At 55.0% G+C, this 22812-nt stretch carries 27 protein-coding genes; 20 read left to right on the forward strand and 7 right to left on the reverse strand.

The window, feature by feature from the left end; genetic code table 11:
- Nucleotides 1-10: 10 nt before the first annotated feature.
- Together E3E36_RS08635 and E3E36_RS08640 are read left to right on the forward strand one after the other, a co-directional pair.
- The gene (locus E3E36_RS08635; RefSeq protein WP_167895352.1) at nt 11-289 is read left to right on the forward strand and encodes a lipoate protein ligase C-terminal domain-containing protein; all 279 of its coding nucleotides are present in this window, start codon (nt 11-13) and stop codon (nt 287-289) included.
- Between the two features lie 5 nt (nt 290-294).
- Nucleotides 295-858: a stage II sporulation protein M gene (locus E3E36_RS08640; RefSeq protein WP_167895353.1), complete on the forward strand. Its 564-nt coding sequence runs from the start codon at nt 295-297 to the stop codon at nt 856-858.
- Here the strand turns inward: E3E36_RS08640 and E3E36_RS08645 are convergent.
- A complete protein-coding gene (locus E3E36_RS08645; RefSeq protein ID WP_167895034.1) occupies nt 790-1923 on the reverse strand; it encodes a DUF354 domain-containing protein in 1134 nt (377 codons plus the stop codon). The two genes, E3E36_RS08640 and E3E36_RS08645, sit on opposite strands and share 69 nt — an antisense overlap.
- A gap of 282 nt (nt 1924-2205) precedes the next feature.
- On the opposite strand from E3E36_RS08645, the gene E3E36_RS08650 reads away from it, so the two are divergent.
- Together E3E36_RS08650 and wecB are read left to right on the forward strand one after the other, a co-directional pair.
- A complete protein-coding gene (locus E3E36_RS08650; RefSeq protein ID WP_167895354.1) occupies nt 2206-3492 on the forward strand; it encodes a UDP-N-acetyl-D-mannosamine dehydrogenase in 1287 nt (428 codons plus the stop codon).
- Nucleotides 3489-4622 (forward strand): non-hydrolyzing UDP-N-acetylglucosamine 2-epimerase, encoded by a 1134-nt coding sequence (gene wecB, locus E3E36_RS08655; RefSeq protein ID WP_167895035.1) that lies wholly within the window; start codon nt 3489-3491, stop codon nt 4620-4622. The genes E3E36_RS08650 and wecB overlap by 4 nt, the downstream gene beginning before the upstream one ends.
- Here wecB and E3E36_RS08660 read toward each other — a convergent pair.
- From E3E36_RS08660 to E3E36_RS08675, 4 genes are all read right to left on the reverse strand, one after another.
- Nucleotides 4608-5321 carry a hypothetical protein gene (locus E3E36_RS08660; protein ID WP_167895036.1) on the reverse strand — a complete coding sequence of 238 codons (714 nt, stop codon included), beginning with the start codon at nt 5319-5321 and terminating at the stop codon, nt 4608-4610. The two genes, wecB and E3E36_RS08660, sit on opposite strands and share 15 nt — an antisense overlap.
- On the reverse strand, nt 5318-5896 hold the full coding sequence (locus tag E3E36_RS08665) for a hypothetical protein (RefSeq protein ID WP_167895037.1): 579 nt from the start codon (nt 5894-5896) through the stop codon (nt 5318-5320). Before E3E36_RS08665 ends, E3E36_RS08660 begins: the two co-directional genes overlap by 4 nt.
- A 10-nt stretch (nt 5897-5906) precedes the next feature.
- Nucleotides 5907-6446 carry a hypothetical protein gene (locus tag E3E36_RS08670; protein WP_167895038.1) on the reverse strand — a complete coding sequence of 180 codons (540 nt, stop codon included), beginning with the start codon at nt 6444-6446 and terminating at the stop codon, nt 5907-5909.
- Between the two features lie 172 nt (nt 6447-6618).
- Nucleotides 6619-7878: a radical SAM protein gene (locus E3E36_RS08675; RefSeq protein WP_167895039.1), complete on the reverse strand. Its 1260-nt coding sequence runs from the start codon at nt 7876-7878 to the stop codon at nt 6619-6621.
- 189 nt (nt 7879-8067) lie between these two features.
- On the opposite strand from E3E36_RS08675, the gene E3E36_RS08680 reads away from it, so the two are divergent.
- The 16 genes from E3E36_RS08680 to E3E36_RS08755 all read left to right on the forward strand — a co-directional run bounded on the left by E3E36_RS08680 (nt 8068) and on the right by E3E36_RS08755 (nt 20032).
- On the forward strand, nt 8068-8568 hold the full coding sequence (locus E3E36_RS08680) for a regulator (protein WP_167895355.1): 501 nt from the start codon (nt 8068-8070) through the stop codon (nt 8566-8568).
- Nucleotides 8569-8839: 271 nt separating this feature from the next.
- Nucleotides 8840-9370: a Na+/H+ antiporter subunit E gene (locus E3E36_RS08685; RefSeq protein ID WP_167895040.1), complete on the forward strand. Its 531-nt coding sequence runs from the start codon at nt 8840-8842 to the stop codon at nt 9368-9370.
- Nucleotides 9367-9621, forward strand: coding sequence for a monovalent cation/H+ antiporter complex subunit F (locus E3E36_RS08690; protein WP_167895041.1), 255 nt, complete (start codon nt 9367-9369; stop codon nt 9619-9621). Before E3E36_RS08685 ends, E3E36_RS08690 begins: the two co-directional genes overlap by 4 nt.
- A complete protein-coding gene (gene mnhG / locus E3E36_RS08695; RefSeq protein ID WP_167895042.1) occupies nt 9618-10022 on the forward strand; it encodes a monovalent cation/H(+) antiporter subunit G in 405 nt (134 codons plus the stop codon). Before E3E36_RS08690 ends, mnhG begins: the two co-directional genes overlap by 4 nt.
- Nucleotides 10019-10303 (forward strand): DUF4040 domain-containing protein, encoded by a 285-nt coding sequence (locus E3E36_RS08700; protein WP_167895043.1) that lies wholly within the window; start codon nt 10019-10021, stop codon nt 10301-10303. Before mnhG ends, E3E36_RS08700 begins: the two co-directional genes overlap by 4 nt.
- A 2-nt stretch (nt 10304-10305) precedes the next feature.
- Complete coding sequence (locus tag E3E36_RS08705; protein WP_167895044.1) at nt 10306-11013, forward strand: Na(+)/H(+) antiporter subunit B; 708 nt, start codon at nt 10306-10308, stop codon at nt 11011-11013.
- Nucleotides 11010-11354: an NADH-quinone oxidoreductase subunit K gene (locus E3E36_RS08710; protein WP_167895045.1), complete on the forward strand. Its 345-nt coding sequence runs from the start codon at nt 11010-11012 to the stop codon at nt 11352-11354. Before E3E36_RS08705 ends, E3E36_RS08710 begins: the two co-directional genes overlap by 4 nt.
- Nucleotides 11351-12838, forward strand: a complete 1488-nt coding sequence (locus tag E3E36_RS08715; RefSeq protein WP_167895046.1) for a proton-conducting transporter membrane subunit — start codon at nt 11351-11353, stop codon at nt 12836-12838. Before E3E36_RS08710 ends, E3E36_RS08715 begins: the two co-directional genes overlap by 4 nt.
- Nucleotides 12835-14697, forward strand: a complete 1863-nt coding sequence (locus tag E3E36_RS08720; RefSeq protein ID WP_206203568.1) for a proton-conducting transporter membrane subunit — start codon at nt 12835-12837, stop codon at nt 14695-14697. The genes E3E36_RS08715 and E3E36_RS08720 overlap by 4 nt, the downstream gene beginning before the upstream one ends.
- 3 nt (nt 14698-14700) lie before the next feature.
- Nucleotides 14701-15630 (forward strand): respiratory chain complex I subunit 1 family protein, encoded by a 930-nt coding sequence (locus E3E36_RS08725; RefSeq protein WP_167895047.1) that lies wholly within the window; start codon nt 14701-14703, stop codon nt 15628-15630.
- An 11-nt stretch (nt 15631-15641) separates the two neighbouring features.
- Entirely contained in the window at nt 15642-16235 is a 594-nt protein-coding gene (locus E3E36_RS08730; RefSeq protein ID WP_167895048.1) for an NADH-quinone oxidoreductase subunit B family protein, read from the forward strand.
- Nucleotides 16228-16743, forward strand: a complete 516-nt coding sequence (locus E3E36_RS08735; protein WP_167895357.1) for an NADH-quinone oxidoreductase subunit C — start codon at nt 16228-16230, stop codon at nt 16741-16743. The genes E3E36_RS08730 and E3E36_RS08735 overlap by 8 nt, the downstream gene beginning before the upstream one ends.
- A gap of 10 nt (nt 16744-16753) precedes the next feature.
- Nucleotides 16754-17929: an NADH-quinone oxidoreductase subunit D gene (locus E3E36_RS08740; RefSeq protein WP_167895358.1), complete on the forward strand. Its 1176-nt coding sequence runs from the start codon at nt 16754-16756 to the stop codon at nt 17927-17929.
- Nucleotides 17930-17934: 5 nt separating this feature from the next.
- Nucleotides 17935-18600 (forward strand): NADH-quinone oxidoreductase subunit NuoI, encoded by a 666-nt coding sequence (gene nuoI / locus E3E36_RS08745; protein WP_167895049.1) that lies wholly within the window; start codon nt 17935-17937, stop codon nt 18598-18600.
- A 113-nt stretch (nt 18601-18713) separates the two neighbouring features.
- Nucleotides 18714-19319 carry a DUF996 domain-containing protein gene (locus E3E36_RS08750; RefSeq protein ID WP_167895050.1) on the forward strand — a complete coding sequence of 202 codons (606 nt, stop codon included), beginning with the start codon at nt 18714-18716 and terminating at the stop codon, nt 19317-19319.
- Between the two features lie 62 nt (nt 19320-19381).
- Nucleotides 19382-20032, forward strand: a complete 651-nt coding sequence (locus E3E36_RS08755) for a DUF996 domain-containing protein (RefSeq protein ID WP_342764399.1) — start codon at nt 19382-19384, stop codon at nt 20030-20032.
- Between the two features lie 38 nt (nt 20033-20070).
- Here the strand turns inward: E3E36_RS08755 and E3E36_RS08760 are convergent, their stop codons facing one another.
- The gene (locus tag E3E36_RS08760) at nt 20071-21372 is read right to left on the reverse strand and encodes a uracil-xanthine permease family protein (protein ID WP_167895051.1); all 1302 of its coding nucleotides are present in this window, start codon (nt 21370-21372) and stop codon (nt 20071-20073) included.
- A gap of 86 nt (nt 21373-21458) precedes the next feature.
- Nucleotides 21459-22802 carry a leucine/methionine racemase gene (locus E3E36_RS08765; RefSeq protein ID WP_167895052.1) on the reverse strand — a complete coding sequence of 448 codons (1344 nt, stop codon included), beginning with the start codon at nt 22800-22802 and terminating at the stop codon, nt 21459-21461.
- Between the last annotated feature and the right edge of the window lie 10 nt (nt 22803-22812).

The raw sequence follows: 22812 nt of genomic DNA on the forward strand, positions 1-22812 counted from the left end.
GGTGGGTAGGATGAAGCACCGCGTCGGTGAGCACAAGGCCAGGAAGGGCCTGATAAGAATAGAGTTCGACGAGGAGAACGGAATAGCCGAGCACGTTAAGATTACAGGGGACTTCTTCATGCACCCGGAGGAGGCGGTCCATGAACTGGAGCAGAAGCTGGAAGGCCACAAGCTCGATGAGCTGGAGGGGCTCATGGAAGAGTTTTTTGCTATGAGGATGGACATAGAGATGCCCTACGTTAACGTTGAGGACTTCAAGATAGCCCTCAAGAACGCGCTGAAGGAGTGATGGCCATGGAGTTTCCCCAAGTTCCAAAGAGGACGTTTGGACTGCTCCTTCTGGTCTTCCTGGCCTTCTCCCTCGTGGGCTACGCAGTCGGAGCCGCCAGCCCTAACACAGCCCTTGAAGCCGTTGAAAAGCTGATAGGGCAGATCGGCCCAATATCCGATTCCAGCTTTGAGAACTTCGTCAAGATATTCGCCAACAACTCGATGGTGGCGCTCTTCATGTTTCTGTCAGGCCTGTTCTTCGGCCTCGGGCCGTGGTTCATAATGGCTTTCAACGGGCTGATGGTCGGTTTAGTTGTCCTGGCAGTCCACAGAATGGGTGGCATGCCGATAGCTCAGATAGTCCTCGGGCTCGTGCCACACGGGGTGGTCGAGATACCCGCGATAGCGATGGCCGGCGTTGCAGGAATAGTGTGGTACAGGGAGCTGGTAAAGGGGGAGGGAGAACCCGCGGAGAGGTTCAAGAGGGGAGTGATAAAAGGGCTGAAGCTTTTCCTGCTCTCAGTTGCGCTCCTCTTCGTCGCTGCCTTGATTGAGGCTTACATAACCCCTAAGGTTGCCGGCCTCTGAGGGCTCCCCCACCCTCATTGTCGTAAACTTTCCGAGCTCCTCGTATGTTTCTATCTCCTTGAGGATGATGTCCATGGGGTTCTCAAAGCCGCTCACAACACTGCGGATGTAGGCCCTGTAGCTGCCGTTCATCTCTATCATGCGCTCGGCCATAGCGGCAACCTTAACGGGGTCGGTGGAGTGGAACTTGACGCCCTTCTCGACGAGCCACCGCGTTACCGCAAGGAGTCTGCCCGGATAGGTAGAGATCGTGGGTGTGCCTAGGGCTATGGCTTCCCTGTTCATGGTCCCACCGGCACCTATCATGAGCCTGGCGTAGTAGAGGAGGCTGAGGCTGTCAACGGGCCTCTCGGGCATTATCACGTTGTCGAAGCGCTCGAAGCGCTCCCTCTGCTCGGGGGTGCGCGGGAAGAGGACAATGGGAATATCCGGGAGGAGAGGGATGACGTCCTCAAGAACGCTCTTCTCCGGCCCGTTGAAGTAGTTGGCCTTAACCGGCTCGGTGCGCATGACGATGTACTCATTCCGCCTGAGGCCGAGTTCCTTCAGAACGCCCCGGTCTGGCTTAAACCCGTAGAGGTGCGCGAGCTCGGAGAAGCCGTTGACCGGCCTCATACCGTTGGGGTCTGCACCGCACTTGAGAAAGTCGTAGGCGTCGATGGCCTTGGGGAAGAGGAGGAGCCTCGTGTATGGGAGTATGAGTTTGTTCTGGGCAACGGCGGTTTCGTTGTCCACAAAACCAATTGAGGGTATCTGGAGGCCAAAGGCAACGCGCGGGGCCTCGGCTGAGTGCTTGTAGAGGGCCAGATCAGGTTTCTCTTCAACTATGAGCTTGCTCAGCCGGTACATCCTTTCCGTCCCGGCGATAAGCTTGCCCTCAAGGGTCGCCCCCCCGTGCCGGCCAACGACGTAGTAGTCAAAGCCGTACATGTCGAGGATCCCGGTAAGGCCGTCAAAATCTCTCGTCGTGATTAAAACCTCATGGCCTGCTTTCTCCAGCTCCCTGATCACACCCTTGAAGAAGTGAACGTGAGGTGCATTCGTGATATCTACCCATACCTTCATTCTACCCACCATACTACTGGACAGCTTTGTTCAATATAAGGGTTTCCCAAAAACGGTTGTGAAGCCTTCTTTTCCAAGCTTTCTCACCGTGTCCCTGGCGCAGAAAAGGTTTATAACGCTTTCTCACAGTGAAAACAAACATGTCATCCTACCGACAGGCCCCTAATGCCACCGCCGTTGGCGGTCTGCCCCCACAATTTCTCAAACCAAGAAATCCGAAGGGAAACCGTTTTCTGGAAAAGGCTTTTATTCGCCCGGAGTAAGCTTTGATGGGTGGGACAAATGGAGGACAGGATAGAAAAGAGAACCGCAGAGATAGCAGTCATAGGGCTCGGGTACATAGGGCTCCCGACGGCTATAATGTTCGCCAACGCTGGGTTCAAGGTTATCGGATACGAAATAAGGAAGGAGGTAGTGGAGAAGATAAACTCTGGAGAGGCCCACATAGTCGAACCGGAAATCAACGAACTTCTCCAGAGGGCGGTTGGGAACGGAAGGCTGAGGGCCACGTCAAACCCCAAGGAGATAAGGGACAAGGACGTCTACATAATCTGCGTCCAGACACCCCTAAAGGAAGACACAACCCCCAACCTCGAATACCTTGAGAATGCAGTCAGAACCGTCGCCGGGGTAATGAAGAAGGGCTCCTTAGTAATAATCGAAAGCACGGTTCCACCCCTCACCACGGTTAAAATGGCGAAGCTCATCGAGGAGATTACCGGTTTCAAACCCGGCGAGGACTTTTACATGGTTCACGCGCCGGAGAGGGTGATGCCGGGGAGGATTTTCAAGGAGCTGGTCTACAACTCACGCATATTTGGCGGGATAACCCCGGAAAGTGCGGAACTGGCTGAAAAGCTCTACCGCTCCTTCGTGAAGGGGCAGACGTTCAAAACAAGCTCAACCGTCAGCGAGGTCGTCAAGCTCATGGAGAACACCTTCAGGGATGTCAACATAGCCTTGGCCAACGAGTTCGCCTACCTCGCCCACCAGTACGGCATAGACGTCTTCGAGGCGATAGAGCTTGCCAATACTCACCCGCGCGTCCGTATACACCTACCCGGCATAGGGGTCGGCGGCCACTGCCTGCCGAAAGACCCCCACCTCCTCGTCTGGCCTGCGAGGGACGACTTCGGCCTGATAAGGCTCGCGAGGGAGATAAACGACGGTATGCCCCTCCTGGCAAAGGATCTGCTCTTCGAGGCGCTGAGGATCGCCAACATGCCTCCCCAAGAGGCGATCGTGGCGGTTCTGGGGCTGGCGTACAAGGGCGACAGCGACGACACTAGGAACTCTCCGGCGCTGGCTTTCATAGAGGAAATTAAGGACGACGTTGCAGAGGTCAGAACCTACGACCCCTTTGTTGGGGGGACCCACGGGAGCCTTGAGGATGCCCTGGAGGGAGCGGATGCGGTCGTTATAGCGACCGACCATACGGAGTTCAGATCGCTGGACTGGAAGGAGCTTGGAAGGCTGATGCGCACTAGGATCCTCGTGGATGGGAGGCACATCGTTGAAAAGCCCCCCAAGGGCTTCATATTCAAGGGCATCGGGAGGGGGGAGTATTGAAGCCGGCGTTCGTCTTCGGGACCAGGCCTGAGATAATCAAGCTCGCACCGGTGATAAGGGCCTTCATTGAGAGGGGCGTGGAGCCGCTTTTAATCCATACCGGTCAGCACTACGACTACGAGATGAGCGCGGTCTTCCTGGAAGAGCTTGAGCTCCCGCCCATAGACTACCACCTTGAAGTCGGCTCGGGGACGCAGGCGGAGCAGACGGGCCTGGCGATGATAAAGATCGAGAGGGTTCTGATGAAGGAAAAGCCGGACGTAACGCTTGTGCAAGGCGATACAAACACTGTCCTTGCAGGGGCGCTCGCGAGCGTCAAGCTGAAGATACCGGTCGCCCACGTCGAGGCCGGGCTGAGGAGCCTCGACAGGACGATGCCCGAGGAGATAAACAGGATTCTGGCGGATCATGCGAGCGAAGTCCTCTTTGCGCCGACGGAGGATGCGAGAAAAAACCTCGAGCGCGAGGGGATAACCGAGAACGTCTACGTCACTGGCAATACAGTCGTTGATGCAGTTTTGCAGAATGCCGAGGTTGCCGAAAAGAAGAGCGACGTCCTTGAGAGGTTCGGCCTCAAACCGAAGGAATACATCCTCATAACCGCCCATAGGGCGGAGAACACCGACAGCAGAGAGAACCTCAAAAGGCTGGTTGAAATCCTTGAAGGCCTTCCGATAGAGGCGATATACCCAATGCACCCACGGACGCGGAACAGGCTTAAGGAATTCGACCTCTGGGACAGGATAAGCTCGATCGAGAACCTGACCATCACCAAACCCCTCGGCTACCTAGACTTCCTCAGGCTTGAGAAGAACGCCAGGCTGATAATGACGGACTCCGGGGGGATACAGGAGGAAGCTATAATCCTCAACGTACCGTGCCTAACGCTGCGTTACAACACCGAGAGGCCGGAGACGGTCGAGGCAGGCGGCAACATCCTGGTGGGGCTGGAAAAGGAGCGTGTCCTTCGCTACCTGAACAAACTGCTTGAGGATGAGGAGTTCTACCTGAAGATGGCAAACGCACCTAACCCGTTCGGCGACGGAAAGGCTGGGGAGAGGATAGTAGAAATACTGTTAGGGCTCCATGAAAAGGGAGAGCTGAAGGTCAGGAGCTCAAGGTTCATCTGAGTGTTTAAGTGTTTCAGCCCACTCGTCGATTTCTTTTCCTACTTCTTCAGCCAAGACGTCCCAGCAACTCCTATCGGCCAGCTTGCCGCGCCTTACCTCAAGGACGTTCCAGTAGACCACCTTCAGCGAGTAGGGGCTTTCATCGAGGTCGACCCTTGCTTTGGCGGTGCGGAAAAGGTCGGCGGCAAAATACTTCAGGTCATCTGTTTTTCTTGAATCGCCGGAGTATCTCTCTTCCACGGAGAGATAGCTTCCAACGTCACCGTTAGAGCTCATATAAACCAGAATGCTCGCGTAGCAGTTTTCGTAATAGACTCTATTCTCGTGGCCATGAAACGGAACGAAAATGACAACAACCGAATCGTTTATTCTTGAGGGCAAACCCTCGCCCGGAAAGACTATGACCGGCCTCACGTGTGCGAACTCAGGGGAGAGATTCTCCGATTCCAGGACTTTTGTTATGGCGTCCTTCAGAGAGTTCTCAAATTGCTCATGGTAGTCGAGCTCGGGATAAACACCAGGGATCAGCTCAAGTTCAAGGGGCATGTCCACAACTACCCTTCCCGAGATGGTAACGTTGGAAAGGTGGTTAAACTCGCCTTTTGAATCCCACGACAGCCCGGTTGAGAAGGAAAAGTAAAAGATGAAGGTATAAACCACAACAATAAGCAGCGCAAGGACCACCCCCGGACGCTTCATCTGGCCTCACCATTTGAGAGGTTCTCAATGTGATCCACAATGGCTTTCACGGCTTTCCCCGTGAGATAATCCCGGTATCCCCCGAGACCGATGATGCCCCTGGAGTCATCAGAGATGTCGAGGAGGATGTAAGCCTGAAACTGGGGCCTGTCGGTTCTGTCAAAGGTTATCAGGGCTCTTTCCTTATCAGTGGCGTTCCTGTAACTCAGATAGTGGGTTGGACCGCCGGCGCTTGAATATATGGCAACGACCCTTACCTGTCCCCTTGCAAGTATGGGGGAATAGCTGACGTTGAACCACTCAATCCAGACCGCCAAGAACTGGCCGTCACACTCTACCGGGGCAGAAAGGGTTAGAACTTTATGTCCCCTTTCTTCCAGCTCAGCGGCCACCATTTTCCCAAAGGAAGAGTCTGGGTAAACACAGAACCCATCGTTGAAGATCGTATTGGCGTTTCTAAGCGCCCCAATCTGGGCATTGGCAATGGTCTCGGATTTGGCAAGGGTGAAGTTACCGAAGTAGACAGCCAGAACAGTGAGGGCAAAAACTAAAAGGAAGGCACCAACCTTTTTCACGTTCAGCACCTCAGGCACTTCTAAGGAATTGATCAAGCTGGGAAGCAATTTCGTTTGCAATCAGTTTGTATGGGTCGCCTCCGCTCAGCATTCCAACCTTTGCCTTCATGTTCCACCAGTAGGCAACGGCACAGCTCTGGTTGACTATTCTCATCGAGAGAAGTCTCTCTTTGCTTGTCTGGCAGAGCTTATTGGCGGAGTTTGATATCTCGCCCTCAGAGAATACGAGGCCATTCTCAATAGTCTCCACAGCGGATTTGGCATCGCCTGCGTAGGAGTAGTAGAGGATTCCTGAAACGTACCTCTCCTTTGAGAGCATCCAATCACTTCTCCCGATTACCGGGAAGTCGGTAATCACGATCCTGCCCTTCAGGTCATACATTGAAACGTTTTCAACAACAACGGGCTTTAATCCGTGGGAACGGACAACGCTCACCAGCGCTTTCTCAATGTAGTCTCTGTAGGGTTCTAGAACCGGGATGGCTATGTAAACGACCTCCGGGTCTTGAGGGGCACTCTTCCAGCCGTAGTTTTTATCAACTATCGTCATACCCCCGTGCTGAGCCGCTCCAGAATATTCCGAGAGAACATAGGACTCGCTTGCTGTGGCAACGCCAAGGATAAAAAGTACAAGGATTGCAGTGACACCCAAAACAACAAAGATGCGTCTCATTCACCTCACCGAGTATTGGTTTAAGATATTACTTTAAAAAGTTATCGTGTCAAACCTCAGTCCCGATGTAAATCCCGTGCCTCGTCCGGACAATCTTAACCTTCACCCTGTCGCCGACTTCCGCATCGGTGTTTATGACCTCTATGAGCCTGTTCCTTGCCTTAGCCAACATCTCTCCCTGAATCCTGCCGGGGAGAACAATTTCCGCCCTGACAATTTCTCCAGGACGAAACGCTAGGGGGATGAACTCCTGTTTTTCCATTCCGAAGTGCTTCGGCTTCAGGACGAGGGGCTTCATCCCAGTCTTCTCCTCAAGTTTTCTGAGCCAGGCGTAGAACTCCTTGAACGGGACGAGCTTGGCGATGGTGGGGTTCCTCCCGAACTTGTAGGGTATATAGTTCTGGAAGCCCAGGGCCGGCCAGCGCCTCCCTGCCCCGATTTTTCGGGCGAACTCGATAAAAGCTTCGGCCTCGTCGTCGTTTATCCCAAATATTATGACCGGAGCGATGAGCACGTCGATTCCAGCGTTTACCAGTGCCTCCGCCATATCGAGGACGTGCTCCAGGTCGTAGTCCTTCCTGCCCATGAGCATCCTCGCCTTGTCCGGGTCGAGGGAATGGAGCGATAGGTTCACCCTATCCAAGCCAGCCTCAGCTAGTTCTTCGATGAGTTTGTCGTTCAGTAGCGTGCCGTTGCTCTGCATGGAGATTACAGAGACGTTCGGGTGCTCGCGGAGGGCCTGCACCAGTTCGACGCGGAAGGGATAGATCAGCGGTTCTCCCTGGCCGTCGAGGTGGGCCTCCAAACCCCTCCCCTTTATGCGCGCGACATCATTGAACCACTTCATCAGGTAGTCGATGTCAACAACGTAGTCGAGCTTCCTTGTCCTTGAGTAGGGCCCCTCATCGACGGAGCAGAAGACGCAACTCAGGTTGCAGCCGCTTACGCCCCTCACCTGGATGAGGTTTGTCCCCCGGTCAATTAAACCAAAGGCGTTGTATCCAAGGAGGGGAACATCCATACCCTCGTGGATATAGAGAACCTTCCTGCCGGTGTAGCGGTTTTTGAGAAGGGCACCAAGGTTGTTCTGGATATAGATGGCTATGTATTTCTCCATGTCAGGATAGTCCGTATCAATTACAAGGGTGCCATTTTTGACGGCAATATTCGTCTCAACACGGTACTTCTTTTTAATTACCCTTATAAGGTCGTCTTTTCTGAAGTCTGCGTAGAGTGTCTCGCGCCAGATGAGCCTGATGACGTCCCCGATCTCCTGAAAGGCGACGTGGGGAAGACGAACCTCGATCATGTTTGGTGGTTCCAGGGCACGGCTTAAAAAACCGCCGATGGATAAAAAATCCGAACCCTGATGTCCCAAAAAGAAGTCTCATGGGCAAAGATTTTTAAGGAAACGCCTTTTGCGGGCATGTGGACATGGAAACATTTTAATATTATTGAATTAAAGAGTCTAGTGATGGACTATCATGGGTGAGTGGACATGTGGGGGAAGATAGAGCATTATTTTGATGAATATCCTGTCAGGAAGCAGATAGCCAAGACTCTCCTCAAGTACGGTCTGAGGGTCTCGGACGACATGAAGATCAAGGCCGGCGACATTGAAGTCCCATACACTAAGATCGCCAAGGCTCTCGATGTCGACAGGAGGGTCGTCAAAGAAACCGTAGGGATGATACTCAAAATACCCGAGCTCAAAGAAGTGTACACCAACCTCGAGCCGACGGTTCACATGAAGTACGTAGGCAGACACGTCGGCTATGGGGTCATAGAGATAGAGCCTGAGCCGAGGGCGATAGGGATACTCGCCAAAATTGCCCAGAAGATCGCGGAGAGGGACATCAACATCGTTCAGGTTGTTGCGGAAGACCCGGAGCTATACCCCGAGGCTACCCTCACGATAATCACCGAGAAGCCGATTCCGGGCGACCTCATCAACGAGCTCTCAAAGCTTGAGGGAGTCAAGAGGATCTCGATTTATTGAGTGTCTTCCCACCCTTTTCTTCCCAATTGAACTTACATTCAATTTTACAAACATCAAGTAACAAAATTTGGGAGTTCTCCGGCTCTTTTGAGCCATGCGCCATGAAGAACCCTTCCTGCCATCAAAGGACAATTCTGGACGCCTCATTTTAACCAAAAGTTTTAAACCTTTGTTCTTCGTAGGTAACGTTTATAAGCAATTGTTTTGAACCAAAGATTAGCTTCGCTTAACTCTGTTCGGACATGTCCACCAACCGCTGGAGGTTGATGATATGGAAGAAGCAAGCAAAATAAGCAGGTACCTGTACACGGTAATCGTGCTGTTCTTGATATGGCTGTTTCTAACGGCCAGTCTGGACCCCCAGGAGCTTGGATTCGGGCTGCTGCTGTCGCTCATCGCCGCAGCGTTTACCTACGAGATATTCACCACGGGCGGCTTAGCGAACCTCCACCCGAAGAAGGTCGCCTACGCAATAGCGTACATCCCCTACTTCCTCTGGGCCATGATCATGGCTAACCTTGACGTTGCCTACAGGGTCCTCCACCCCAAGAGGCCCATAAGGCCCGGAATCGTCAAGTGCCGGACCGTTCTCAACAGTGACGTTGGCAAGCTTGCCCTTGCAAACTCGATAACACTTACGCCCGGAACAATAACCCTCGACGTTGACGGCGAGAACTACTTCATCCACTGGATATGGGTTCCCGACGAGGCCATGACTGAGAAAGAAGATGAACACGTCAAGGCCGCCTCCGCCAACATAACCGCTCCTTTTGAAAAGTTCCTGAAGGTGATCTTCGGATGATAGGGATAAACGTCTACCTCGCCCTGATAGCGATAGCAACGCTCCTCAGCATGTACAGGGTCTTCAGAGGGCCGACCACCGTGGATAGGCTGGTCGCAGTCGACATCATGACAACAATAACAACGGGCCTGATGGTGCTCTTTGCGCTCTACTACCAGAGGATGATATTCCTGGACGTCGCCCTGGTTTACGCCATACTGGCCTTCGGTGGGGTCATCGCCTTCGCGAGGTACATGGAGGGAGGCCTATGAGCGCGCTCACTGCAATTGGGGAAGTCCTAGTACTGCTGGGAACGTTCTTCTATATCCTGTCCGCCCTTGGCCTCATCAGGATGCCGGACGTTTACAACAGGATGCAGACAGCCACCAAGAGCGCCACCCTCGGTTCCCTCGGCGTCATAATAGGCGTCGGGATCTGGGCGCTCGGCACCGACTTCGGAAGCGCCGCCTGGCTCACCAAGACGATAGTCATCGCGGTCTTTCTCCTGCTGACCAACCCGATAAGCGCCCACGCCCTCATCAGGGCAGCGTACAAGAGCGGCATCCCGCTCTGGGAAGGCAGCGTCGTTGACAAGTACCGCGAGCACATCGATGCCAAGACCACTGAGACCGAAACCCCTGAGGAAACCCCCGAGGAGGGTGGTGAGGAATGAACGGAATAGCCCTTATCGAGTACCTCATAGTTGGCATAATGGTAATTTCCGCAATACTCGCGGTCGAATGGAAGGACCTGCTCGCGGCCGCTGTTGGAATGGCGGCAGTCAGTCTGTTCGCCTCGCTGCTGTTCTTCATGCTCCAGGCCCCGGACGTTGCGATGACCGAGGCTGCGATAGGCGCGGCCCTCAGCGCGGCGATATTCATCTTCGCCATCAAGAGAACCCAGCGCTTTGAGACTGAGGAAGATGAGAAGCCCGGCTGGTGGGTGAGGTGGTGAAAATGCTCAAGCGCGCGCTCGCGATAATCACGCTCCTGATAATCGGCTACTGGCTCGCCCAGGGCCTCGCTGGAGTGCCATTCGGCGAGGACAAGATGCTCGTCGGTCAGTACTACCTCGACAACGTTAAGGAGCAGACCGGTGCGGTCAACGCTGTAACAGCGGTCGTCGTCAACTACCGTGGCTTCGATACCCTCGGCGAAGTCACGGTTCTGTTCATAGCATCAACCGGCGTTGGGGCACTTCTCTGGAAGAGAAAGAAAGAGAGAACCGCAGAGACCCAGGGATCGATAGTCCTCACCACCGGAACGAGGCTTCTGGTTCCCTTCGTGATGCTCTTCGGTGCCTACATCTTCATCCACGGACACCTCACTCCGGGCGGAGGTTTCCCCGGCGGAGCCACAATAGCGACTGCCTTCCTGCTGCTGTACATGGCCTTCGTTCAGTATGAGATACCGCACAAGGCCTTCGAGAAGATCGAGGGAGCCGTCGGAATGGCCTACGTCCTGGTCGGTCTCATCGGCCTGGCCATAGGCGGCTACTTCCTCTTCGACTGGATATGGCAGACCTGGAGCTTCGGCACTGAGAACATCGGCAGGCTCATCAGCGGCGGATTCATACCGATAATCTACACCATAATCGGCCTCAAGGTCGGCACCGAGCTCAGCGGAATCATCGACAACATGGTCAAAGAGGAGGTGAACGAATGATCAGCGTCTACTACTTCGGTTCCATCTCCCTGATACTCATCGGGCTCTACGCGGTGCTCGTCAAGAGGAACGTGCTCAAGATGCTCATCGGGATCAGCATAATGGAGACCGGTGTGAACCTTCTCCTCATCAGCATAGGATACGTCTCCGGAAAGAGCGCCCCGATACTGAGTGAGGGGATAGGCCCGAGCCAGGCCGTCGATCCGATTCCGCAGGCGCTGGTTCTTACGGCGATAGTCATAGGAGTCGCAACCACAGCCATGGCCCTTAGTGTTGCCGTGATCCTGTACGAGAAGTACGGAACCCTTAACGTTGAGGAAATAAGGAGGTTGAGAGGATGAACGGGCAGTACGCTTCACTCCTCATAGCGTTGCCGCTCATCAGCGCCTTCTTCGTACCCCTGATTAAGGGGCTCGGGAAGAAAGCCGTCAAGTACTACCTCGTCCTGGTAACCGCACTCCAGACAGGAATAGCGGTCTGGACCTTCCAGCAGGTCTATGGCACCGGCCAGCCCATAATAGTCATGGCAGGCGCCTGGAGGCCGCCCGTCGGAATCAACCTCTACATCGGCCACTTTGCGGCACTCTTTGTGCTGATAGTGGCGGTCGTCAGCTTCCTCATGGCAGTGTTCAGCGTCAGGGCAATTGAGGTCGAGCCGATAGACAAGTACGTCATGCTCTTCCTGCTCCTCATGCTCGGTGCGACGGGCATGATAGCGACTGGGGATATATTCAACCTCTTCGTCTTCATGGAGATAACGGCAATAAGCGCCTACGCACTCACAGCCTACAACAAGACCGGGGAGGCGGCTGAAGCCTCACTCAAGTACATAGTCCTCGGAGGAATCGGTTCAAGCTTCTTCCTCATCGGCGTCGCCCTCATCTACGGTGCGCTTGGAACCCTCAACATGGCCCAGATAGCCCAGCTCGCGAGTACCATCGACCCGACCGTCGCCCAGGTGGGGTTGGCGCTGATAATCTTCGGACTCGCCGTTGAGGCCGAGCTCTTCCCGCTCAACGCCTGGGCGCCCGATGCATACCAGGCAGCTCCTCACCCGATAACGGCCATGTTCTCCGGCTTTGTCGTCAAGGCGGGCCTCTACGCCATGGCAAGGATACTCTACCTCATGCAGGCTTCCGCAGGCTGGAGCTCCATCCTTGGACTGCTTATAACCCTCGGCACACTGACCGTCATAGTCGGTGAGCTTGCGGCCCTCAGACAGAGGGACGTGAAGAGGATGGTTGCCTACTCCAGCATTGCCCAGGTAGGATTCATCGCGGTGGGCTTTGCCCTCGGCACCCAGGCGGGCGTGAACGCGGCAGTGTTCCACATGGTCAACCACGCGGTGGTTAAGGTTCTGATGTTCCTTGCCATCGGGCACGTGGCAGTGGTTCTCGGAGGGTCCGAGCTGGAGAGGTTCAAAGGGCTTGGAAAAAGGATGCCACTCACGGCGTTTGCCATAACCATCGGGGCCATAAGCATCATCGGAATCCCTCTGTTCAACGTGTTCTGGAGCAAGATGCAGCTTGTAATGGCTTCGATGGCCGCAGGCAAGACTGGAGTCATAGCCCTCATACTGGCCGCCAGCGTCGTGGAGGCGGTCTATTACCTCAGACTGATACACACGATGTGGTTCGCGGGGGAGGGAGAAAAGGCCAGCGAGGGACTGGTCATCAGCCTGATGCTCCTTGTGCTCGTGGCCATCGTGGTGGTCATAGGCATCTACCCGGACTACGTATGGAGCCTTGCCCAGAGGGCGGGAAGCGACATCTTCAACGTGGCTGACTACATCAAGAACGTTCCACTTATGGGGGTGGGAGCATGATCAACGAACTCCTCATTATAATCTTTGCACCCCTGATAGCGGGAGTCATAGCCTGGGCACTTGACATCAAGGGGGTCAGGGAGATAATAGGTGTCATCGGTGCGGCAGTCCCGCTGGCATACCTGATAAAGCTCTACTCTGAGGTTGACGCAGGCAACACCATCCGGTATTCCACCAACTTCGGGGGGTTCACCTTTGATTTTGCGCTGACCCATCTCAGCTGGATCTTTGCCATGATAGCCGGAGTCGTCGGGCTCGCCGCAGTGCTGGGAATGGTCTCCACCTCCAGAAACAGCTACGAGTGGCTCTTCGCCCTCATGAGCCTCAGCGGTGTCTACGGCGTCTTCCTCGCCTACGACCTCATGGGCTTCTTCCTGTTCTGGGAGCTCATGACCTTCGGCTCGTTCATGATGGTGCTTAAGTACAACAGAAGCGCGTCCCTTAAGTACTTCGTGCTCAGCATCATAGGTGCCTACGCCATGCTCCTCGCAATAGGCATGATATACGCGAAAGTTGGATCCTTCAGCTTCATAGAGGTCTACAAGGCCCTATCCCAGGACGCCGCAATGGGGGCAGTGGGTGCGGGCACCATATTCAGCAGGGGCGAGATGGCGGCCATATTTGGCCTCTTCCTGGTAGCGTTCGGCGTCAAGGCAGGAACCTTCCCGCTCCACGTCTGGGCGCCCGATGCATACAGCGAGACCAACCAGAGCTACACCGCGATGTTCAGCGGCGTCCTCAGCAAGACCGGGGTCTACGGCTTTATACTCATCTACATGCTCCTGGGATACAGACTCATCGTTGAGTTTGGAACCTTCAGGAGCGTTCCGAAGTTCGGCTACATCATAGCATTCCTGGGTGGACTTACAATAGTCATCGGCGGCATTCTCGCTGCACTCCAGGAGGACATCAGGAAGCTCTTTGCCTACTCGAGTATCAGCCAGATAGGCTACATTCTCGTTGCCATCGGCGTCGGCAGCGCGCTCAGCATAGAAGCAGGGATCTACCATGCAATAAGCCACGCCCTCTTCAAGGGGCTGTTCTTCCTCATAGTTGCCACGATAGTCTACCGCACCGGCAAGACGGAGTTCAAGGACATGGGAGGACTGGCAGAGAAGATGCCCTTCACCTTCGCCATGGCGTTCGTGGCGATACTGAGCCTCGCGGGAATACCCCCGATGGTCGGCTTCGCGAGCAAGTGGCTGATATTCGAGGCAGTAATAAGCCAGAACATGCCGATCCTGGGAGGCATGGTGTTCTTCGGAAGCGCCATAGGCTTCGTATACCTCATCAGGTTCACCTACGCTGTCTGGTTTGGCCAGAGGCCGACGGACCTCGACGACGTTAAGGATGCTCCCCTACCGCTGGCGATAGGCATGGCCATACTGGCGCTCCTCAATGTGGTCTTCGGCATAGCGCCCGGTATTGTAGCCCAGGAGCTCAACAAGGTGTTTGGAAGCGACGTCATAGGGGGAACCATCTGGGAGCTTAACATCGGGGTCGGCAAGTACAGCGGCCTTCTGATAACCATATGGCTTGTCATTGGCATGCTCGTGGCGGCGATAATATACTTCCTCGGGGCCAGGGTCAGGAGGGTCCCGGTCACCGACACGTACCAGTCAGGCAACCCAGTAACCATGGACTACAACCTCACCATAAGGAGGAACTTCTTCCTCCCGCTCAAGGAGGCCCTGTCATTCTGGCTCAGGATAAGCTTCGACAAGCTCTACAGGGACATCGCCAAGACCACGGAAGATTTTGCTGACACCCTTAGGAACTACGTCTACAACGGCAATGTCCAGAGCTACGCCTGGTATCTCGCAATAGTGCTCCTGATACTCGCAATATGGGGGGTGTGAAAGATGCTTGAGGTGGCCCTGAAGGCTCTCTTCCTCTTAGTTTATGCAACCCTTGTCGGTTTCCTGTTCATGGGAATAATCAGGAAGGTCAGCGCGAGGATACACAGGAGGGTCGGTCCGCCGCTCTACCAGCCGATACTCGATACCATAAAGCTCCTCTCAAAGAAGAGCAACATAACCCACGGCCTCATCTACGACTTCGGCATCGTCTACGCCCTTGGAGCAACGATACTGGCGCTGTTCTTCATACCGATAGGCAGCGTCAGCATACTCAGGGCGTACGGTGACCTCATCCTCATCACCTTCCTGCTTGAGATACCGATGCTGGGAATAATGTTCGCCGCAATGAGCTCGGGCAACCCCTGGGCTGGCCTCGGTGCCCAGCGTGCACTGCTCACGCTGCTCGCCATACAGGTTCCGCTCGGCTTTGCCATAATAGCACTGGCCGAGTTCTACGGAACCTTCAGCACGTACCAGATAGTCATGGCCCAGCAGGTCAGCGGGTGGAGCATAACCCACGTATCGCTCCTCCTCGCGGCGATAGCCTACGACATAGTGCTCCAGGCGATGTTCGGAAAGGAGCCCTTCGACATCATGATCGCGCCGGGTGAGATATCCCTCGGCCCCATGGTCGAGTTCGGCGGCAAGCACATGGGAATCCTTCAGATACAGCATGCCATAGCCCTCTTCGCTGAAACATTGTTCTTCAGCAACATCTTCCTCGGCGGTGCGGTGGTTACCGCCTTCGCCAGCCCGGTGCTCAACACCATAGCAAGCCTCGCAATACTGCTGGTCAAACAGATAGCGGTGCTCATGATTGCAATATTCATCGGCAACATCTTCCCGAGGTTCACCATAGACCAGGCGGCCAAGTTCTACTGGAAGTGGCCGACCATCATAGCGGCCCTCGGTGCCGTGTTAGCGAGTCTGTGAGGTGGTGAGAAATGGATTGGAAGCTCTGGGAACCGCTTATTGAATTCGCAAGGAAAAGGAGCCTTTGGATAGTGTCGTTCTGTACCGGGTGCGGCGGTATAGAGATGCCGCCGCTCATGACCTCCCGGTACGACCTCGAAAGGTTCGGTATGATGCCGAACCCAGCCCCAAGAATGGCAGACCTGTTCCTCATCACCGGCTACGTCACACCGAAGACCCTCAAGAGGATAATCATAACCTACGAGATGCAGCCGGATCCAAAGTACGTCATAGCGCACGGCTCGTGTACCATCAACGGAGGCATCTACTGGGACGCCTACAACGCCATCAAGAGGCTAGACGCGTACATCCCGGTTGACGTCTACATAGCCGGGTGCATGCCGAGGCCCGAGTCGGTCATGGAAGGCATCAACAAGATGATGGAGATGATCGAGAACGGCACAGCCGACAGCTGGAAGCGCTACAAGGAGAACTACGAGTGGTACAAGAAGAACCAGGATGAGCTCTTTGGAGAGGGATGGCGCGAGAAGGAAGCCAGAAGATGGATTCCCTGGATAATGGACGATCTGAAGAGAGCCGAAAAGGAGCGTGAGAAGAATGACTGACTACGAGGCCCTCGTCGCCAAAATCCTCGAAAAGGCCCCCTACGCTGAGGGAGAGGTCAGACGCGAGAGGAGGATAGAGTTCAGGATATCCCCTGACAGGATAAGGGACTTCCTCAAGCTGCTCAAGGACAATGGCTTTGAGCTCCTGCTCCAGATTACGGCCGTTGACTGGCCTGACAGGGGAGAAATCGAGCTAATATACCAGGTCTTCAGCATAACCCACAGGACACACACCTTCGTGAGAACTGCCATACCGAGGGACAACTCAGTGGTGCCCACCGTCATGGACATCTATCCGGTTGCGGAGACCTACGAGAGGGACGCCCACGAGTTCTTCCAGGTCGTCTTTGAGGGCAATCCCAAACTTGAGATGCCCTGGATACTGGAGGAGGAAGACAAAGAGGCTGGGCTTTCCTACAGGAAGGACTTTGACATGCTCGGCTACGTGAAGAGGAAGTATAAGATACTGGACAGGTTCGATGAGGATAAGGGCACCTACGTGATCTGAGGTGGTGATAATGGTTTCACAGAGCGAGCTTATACGTGAGGCAAGGGAGAACGGCATGGATCTGCTCCCCCTCGATAAGGACACCTACGAACTGTTCTTCGGTCCCCAGCATATGGCCACCGAGAACTACAGCATAATCCTTAAAATGGACGGCAACAGAGTCGTTAAGGCTATAGCAAACCCCGGCTTCCTCCACAGAGGGTTTGAGAAGCTCGCCGAGTACAGGCCCTGGCACACCAACATAGCCCTTCTCCTCAGGGTCTGTGTTCCCGAGCCCGATGTGCCGGAGGTCATATACTCAATGGCTGTCGAGGAAATACTCGGCTGGGAAGTCCCGGAAAGGGCGCAGTGGATCAGGACAACCGTCCTCGAAATGGCGAGGGTCTCAGCGTACCTGTTCTGGACGATGGGTATGGCCTTCAAGCTCGGTGTCTACACCGCCGGCCAGTGGGCTGCCGCCTACCGTGAGAGGTTCATGGCTCTCTTCGAACAGCTCACCGGGGCCAGGGTCTACCACATCTACACAATCCCCGGTGGAGTCAGGAGGGACATACCCAGCGACGCCTGGCTAAGGCGCCTCAGGGACACCGTGGAGTACATAAAGAGCAAGCTCCCCGACTTCGACGAGATACTCTTCGAGAACTACATCACCCATAGGAGGCTTGAGGGGATAGGTGTAATGGACAGGAAGTTCGCCCTTGACGAGGGCGTTACCGGGCCCAACCTCCGTGCCACTGGAGTCCCCTACGACGTGAGGCGCGTTGACCCCTACCTCCTCTATCCGGAACTCGACTTCGAGGTGCCTGTACTGAAGGACGGAGATGCCCTCGCAAGGGTTATGGTGAGGCGCTTTGAGATAGAGCAGGACCTATACATTCTTGAGCAGCTCCTCGACATGGGGCCGCCCAGCGGGCCCTACAAGGTCGAAGACCCGAGGCTCAAGAACCTGCCGAGGTTCAAGGTTCCGGCCGGGGATGCCTTCGCCCACGTTGAGAGCACAAAGGGTGACTTCGGCGCCTATGTCGTCAGTGATGGAAAGAACAAGCCGTACAGGCTGCAGCTCAGAGGGCCGAGCATATCCCACGGAATCAGGGTCATCGAACAGCTACTCGTCGGAGCGAGAATAGCCGACGTGCCCGTGATACTCGTAAGCCTTGACAACTGCCCACCGGACATAGACAGGTGATGGGAATGGAGGTCGATTTTAAGGTCGCCCCGGAGAGCAAGATCAGGAAGAAGCCGTCCTACATAAAACCCTGGATGGGGCTGAAGTACCTCTTTAAGAAGCCAGTCACGATAAAGATACCCCAGGAAAAGACCCAGATCGCAAAGGAGTACCGCGGTCTTCACACTCTTGACTGGAAGAAGTGCGTCGGCTGTAACTTCTGCGGCCAGATATGTCCGGCGAGAGCCATAGAGATGACATGGCTAGAAAAGGACGGCCAAATGGAGAAGAGGCCGCACCCCAAGATAGACTACGGAAGGTGCACCTACTGCCAGTTCTGTGTGGACGTCTGCCCCACCGGAGCCCTGGGCTTCGTCGAGACCTTCATGATAACCACCACCTGGCAGGAGGAGCAGCTTGAGGTGTTTGACTGGGTTCCGATACACCCCGACGAGTTCAGGAAGTACCAGGACGAGTACGGCGACTACCGCTTCCCCGTGGAGAAGATAGAGTTCAACAGGGAGACCAAGGAAGTTACCTACCACCTCAGGGACGGCACTGCCTTCAAGTTCAAGATACTCGGCTACGGCATAAGGCCGCCCAAGAAGCCGACCCCCGCCAAACCCGCTCCAAAGCCGGCGGAGAAAAAGGAAGCCGAGCCCGCCGAAAAGGCCGAGGAGAAGAAGGAGTGACTCCTTTCCTTTATCCTAACCCTTTTCTTGGTTTCAATATCAGGTTCAACCTTCCAGACTCAACAACCGCAACTCTTTAAAGTAATAAAGCTAACCCAATCTTGGGCGATTCCATGGTGGTGAACCTCAGAACCGAAAAGAACCTCGGGCTCATTGGGTCGATATTCATTCTGGTAGGCGGATTTGTAGGCGTGATTCCGGCAGTCGGGGTGTTTAGAGGGACGCTCTCGCTCATAGGAGAGATACTGGTGCTGATAGCTCTCAAGGGCATCGGCGACAAGCTCGGGGACGACAGGCCCTTCAGGTACTACCTGTACTCGATAGTAGTCTTCGTCGGTGGGCTTGTCCTGGCCTTGATCCTGGTTCTCATTGGAGTGTTCTCACTTTCCGGCTCGACAATGGCTTTCGGACATGTCCACAGCCCCATGGGGATTTTCGGAGCGACCATGCTGGCCGTTGGCTTCCTTGGGATTGTCGCCGTGCTGGTGCTTGGCATATACTTTACCATCAAGGCCTGGCGCGCGACATACGAGATAACCGGCGTGGATGAGTTCGATAAGGTCGCCACCTGGGCCAAGTGGGGAGCGATAACACTGATAATCCTCGTTGGGGCCATACTGCTTCTCGTTGCCATGGTCTACCAGATAATTGCCTTCGCGAATCTCCCTGAGGAGCTGGAACCGCACTGGAAACCTAAACAGTTCAGCCCCATCTCGTAGTCAGCCCATCCCTTTCTACCTTTTGGGGTAGGTTTTTTAAGCCCTAAGTTGATTTTTCTCTGGTGGTCACCGTGGCCGTGAACGTGAGGAGCGAAAAGAACCTCGGTATGTGGGGTTCGATCTTGGCACTGCTTGGAGTCTTTATACCGTACCTCGGCAGTGTGCTTGCCCTGGTGGGCTTCATCCTCGTGCTCGTTGCACTCCACGGGATCGGGAAAGCCGTCGGGGATGACAGACCGTTCAAAAACTACCTCTACGCGCTGATCGCGGGGATAGCGGTTCTCGTAGTATTCATCTTCGCCGTCTTTGCAATGCTAACGTCTTCCACGATGATGGAAGTTCAGATACATGAGGAGTTCCCCGGGCAGGACATGATATCCCCTGGGGAGCACACGACAATAACCCGCGACTACAGCGGAGGACTTTCCGTGTTGTCCATACTAGGCGTATTCCTCCTCTTCGTCCTTATAGCGATCGTCAACGCCTACTTCGAGATGAGGGCGTGGGACGCTATGTACGAAATAACAGGGACTAAAGAGTTCGAAGACGCCGCCAACTGGTTCAGATGGGGAGCCATAACCGCAATCGTGCTTGTTGGACTGCTTCTGATCTTCATAGCAAAGATATTCGTTATCCTCGGCTTCAGCAACATGCCGGAAGAGCTGGAGGAAAAGAGGCCCGCAGAAGCCTTGGCGGACTCTCCAATAGTGTGAGCACCTCATTGTTCCCCCATTTTTAAATTAAAAGGGAGTCAGAGAACCCTCTCAAGGATTATCGCCGTTAGTGCACCAACGGCCATCCCCGACTCCAGGATGCTTGCTATTATTTCTGGGAACTGGGCCAGGAACTCGGTCGGAAGCTGTGGCGCACCCAGACCTGCTATGAGCGCCGCCGCAAGGATAAGGGTGTTCCTGTCTGTGAACTCGACCCTCTCCTTTATCAGCCTCAAGCCGGTGACGCTTATCATGCCGTAGAGCGCCAGGGTAAGCCCCCCGAGAACCGGGGCAGGCATCGAGGCAAGGATTCCGGCGAACTTCGGGAGCAGGGAGAGGAATATCAGAATAATCGCCCCGACCTGAACCACATGCCTGCTGCCCACTTTGGTGAGCGCCACGACGCCTATGTTCTCGGAGTAGCTCGTCGTCCCGCAGGCGCCGAGGAGGCCCGCTATCGAGCATGCCAGCCCCTCACTCCCTATGCCCCTGGTTATGTGCTTTTCTGTTATTTCCGAGCCGGTCACTGTGGCTATCGCGTGGTAGTCGCCGACGCTCTCGATTATGCTCACCATGAAGGCAAAGAGGAGGAGAACTACCGCGGTGGTGTCGAACACTGGACTGCCCCACGGAAACGGCTTCGGAACGCTGATGACAGGCAGGCCCTCTACCAGCCCGAAGTCCACCAGTCCCAGAGGGACGCTGACGAGGTAGCCCACGAGCGCGCCGACCACAACGGGCATCGCCTTCAGGCTCCCCCTGGCCTTAAGGGCCACGAAGACAGTCGTCAGGAAGGTTATCAGTGCCACCAGGGTAGCCTTGACAACCGTTCCGCCGGAGGGGTCGGCGTAGAAATTGAAGAAGTTCTTTACCGCAACGTCGGCGAGGCTGAAGCCGATGAGGGTTATCGTAACGCCGGTGACCAGCGGTGTGAAGAGCTTCCTGACCTTCCCGATTATCCCAAGCCAGCCTATTGCGGCCTCGATTAGGCCGCCGACTATCAATGCCCCCTGAACCGCGGCCATTCCCAGGGAAGAGCCTATGGCTATCAGTCCCGGTATGAAGGCGAAGCTCGAACCCTGGACTATAGGGTAGCGCGACCCTATCGTGGTCTGGAGGAGGGTCGCTATCCCCATCGCCAGCAGAACCGCCTGTATCATCAGCGCCACCTGGTCGCCGCTCAGACCAATGGCACCGCCAACAACGAGCGGGACCGTAACGGTCGCGCCGAACATGGCAAGAACATGCTGAAGGCCGAAGACTAAAGCCTTCACGGGCTCAACTTTCTCCTCAATCCCAACCTTTAGAACCTGCTTTTCGATTACTTCGACCTTTTCCATTGAAGCCCGCTCAAGCTGTGTAAGAGTTTGTTTAAAAAGTTTTTGGAAAGATGAAAAACCAACAAAAATTTGTCAAAAGCCTGGGCTCACCATCCCTGCACCTTCGCCAAGACGTTGTCTGGCACCTTTCCCTCCTCGACGTCAGATATTGCGCGCTCAAGCCTGTCGAGGCCCTCGTCCAAGAGCTCCTTCTCAATCGTGAGCGGCGGCTGAATCCTAAGCACGTTGCCCTGGAGGAACGCGAGTACGAGACCGAGCTCATATGCCCTCCAGACGACCTTTCTGGCCTCCTCGTAGGCCCTTTCCTTCGTCTCCCTGTCCTTCACAAGGTCAACGCCGAGCATCAGGCCGAGGCCGCGAACGTCACCGATGAGTTCGTGCTCCTCCTTCATCCTTTCAAGCCTCTTCCTGGTGTATTCTCCGAGCTTCTTGGCCCTCCTCAGGAGGTTTTTCTCCTCAATCTCCTCTATCACAGCCAGCGCCGCTCTGCTCGCCACGGGGTTTCCACTGAGGGTGAAGGTGTGGCCCAGGGACGGGAGGGAGTCCATTATCTCCTCTCTCCCTATTATTGCGCTTATCGGCAGTCCTCCTCCGAGGGGCTTCGCGAGGGTTATTATATCCGGTTCAACCCCGAAGTGCTCTATCGCAAACCACTTTCCGGTTCTTCCCATCCCGCTCTGAACCTCATCGACAACCAGCAGGATGCCGTGCTCGTCCAGAATCTTCTTGACCTTCTTGAAATAGCCCTCCGGCGGAACCACCATGCCTGCGTCACCCTGTATGGGCTCGGCAAATAGTGCCGCAACGCCGTCAGCGTACACCTCACCCTCGAACTTCTCCTTTATGTAACCCACGCACTCCATCTTACAGCTCTTCGGCTCCTTTCCAAAGGGGCAACGGTAGCAGTTGGGATACGGGATGTAGTGGACGTCGCTCAGCTCGCCCACCTTCGAGCGGACCTCGAACTCAAGCCCCGTTATGCTCATCGCCCCGTAGGTGGCACCGTAGTAGCTCCTCAGGTAGCTCAGGATTGTCCGCCTACCCGTGTAGGCTCTCGCGAACTTTATGGCACCGTCGTTAGCGTCGCTTCCGCTCATGCCGAAAGAGACCTTTACATCTTTCATAGGAGCTATCTCGGCCAGCTTCTCGGCCAAGAGGAGAGGCTCAACCGGAAAGCCGTAGATGAAAGTGAAGTGAATCAGCCTGTCTGCCTGTTCCTTTATCGCCTGAACAACACGGGGGTTGTTGTGGCCGACGTTCTGAACTGCCGCATCGCTCAAAAAATCGATATATTCCCTTCCCTCGATGTCCCAGACGCGAGCGTTTTCGGCCCTGACGCCCACGATGGGAGCATAGGTGACCCGTGCAGACCTGGGAAAAATCCGGGAGTAACGCTCCACAACCTCCTCTTTGCTCTTTGGAAGCCTCATGCTCTCACCT

Source organism: Thermococcus sp. M36 (genome assembly GCF_012027355.1).
In the GTDB taxonomy this organism is placed as follows: Archaea; Methanobacteriota_B; Thermococci; order Thermococcales; family Thermococcaceae; genus Thermococcus.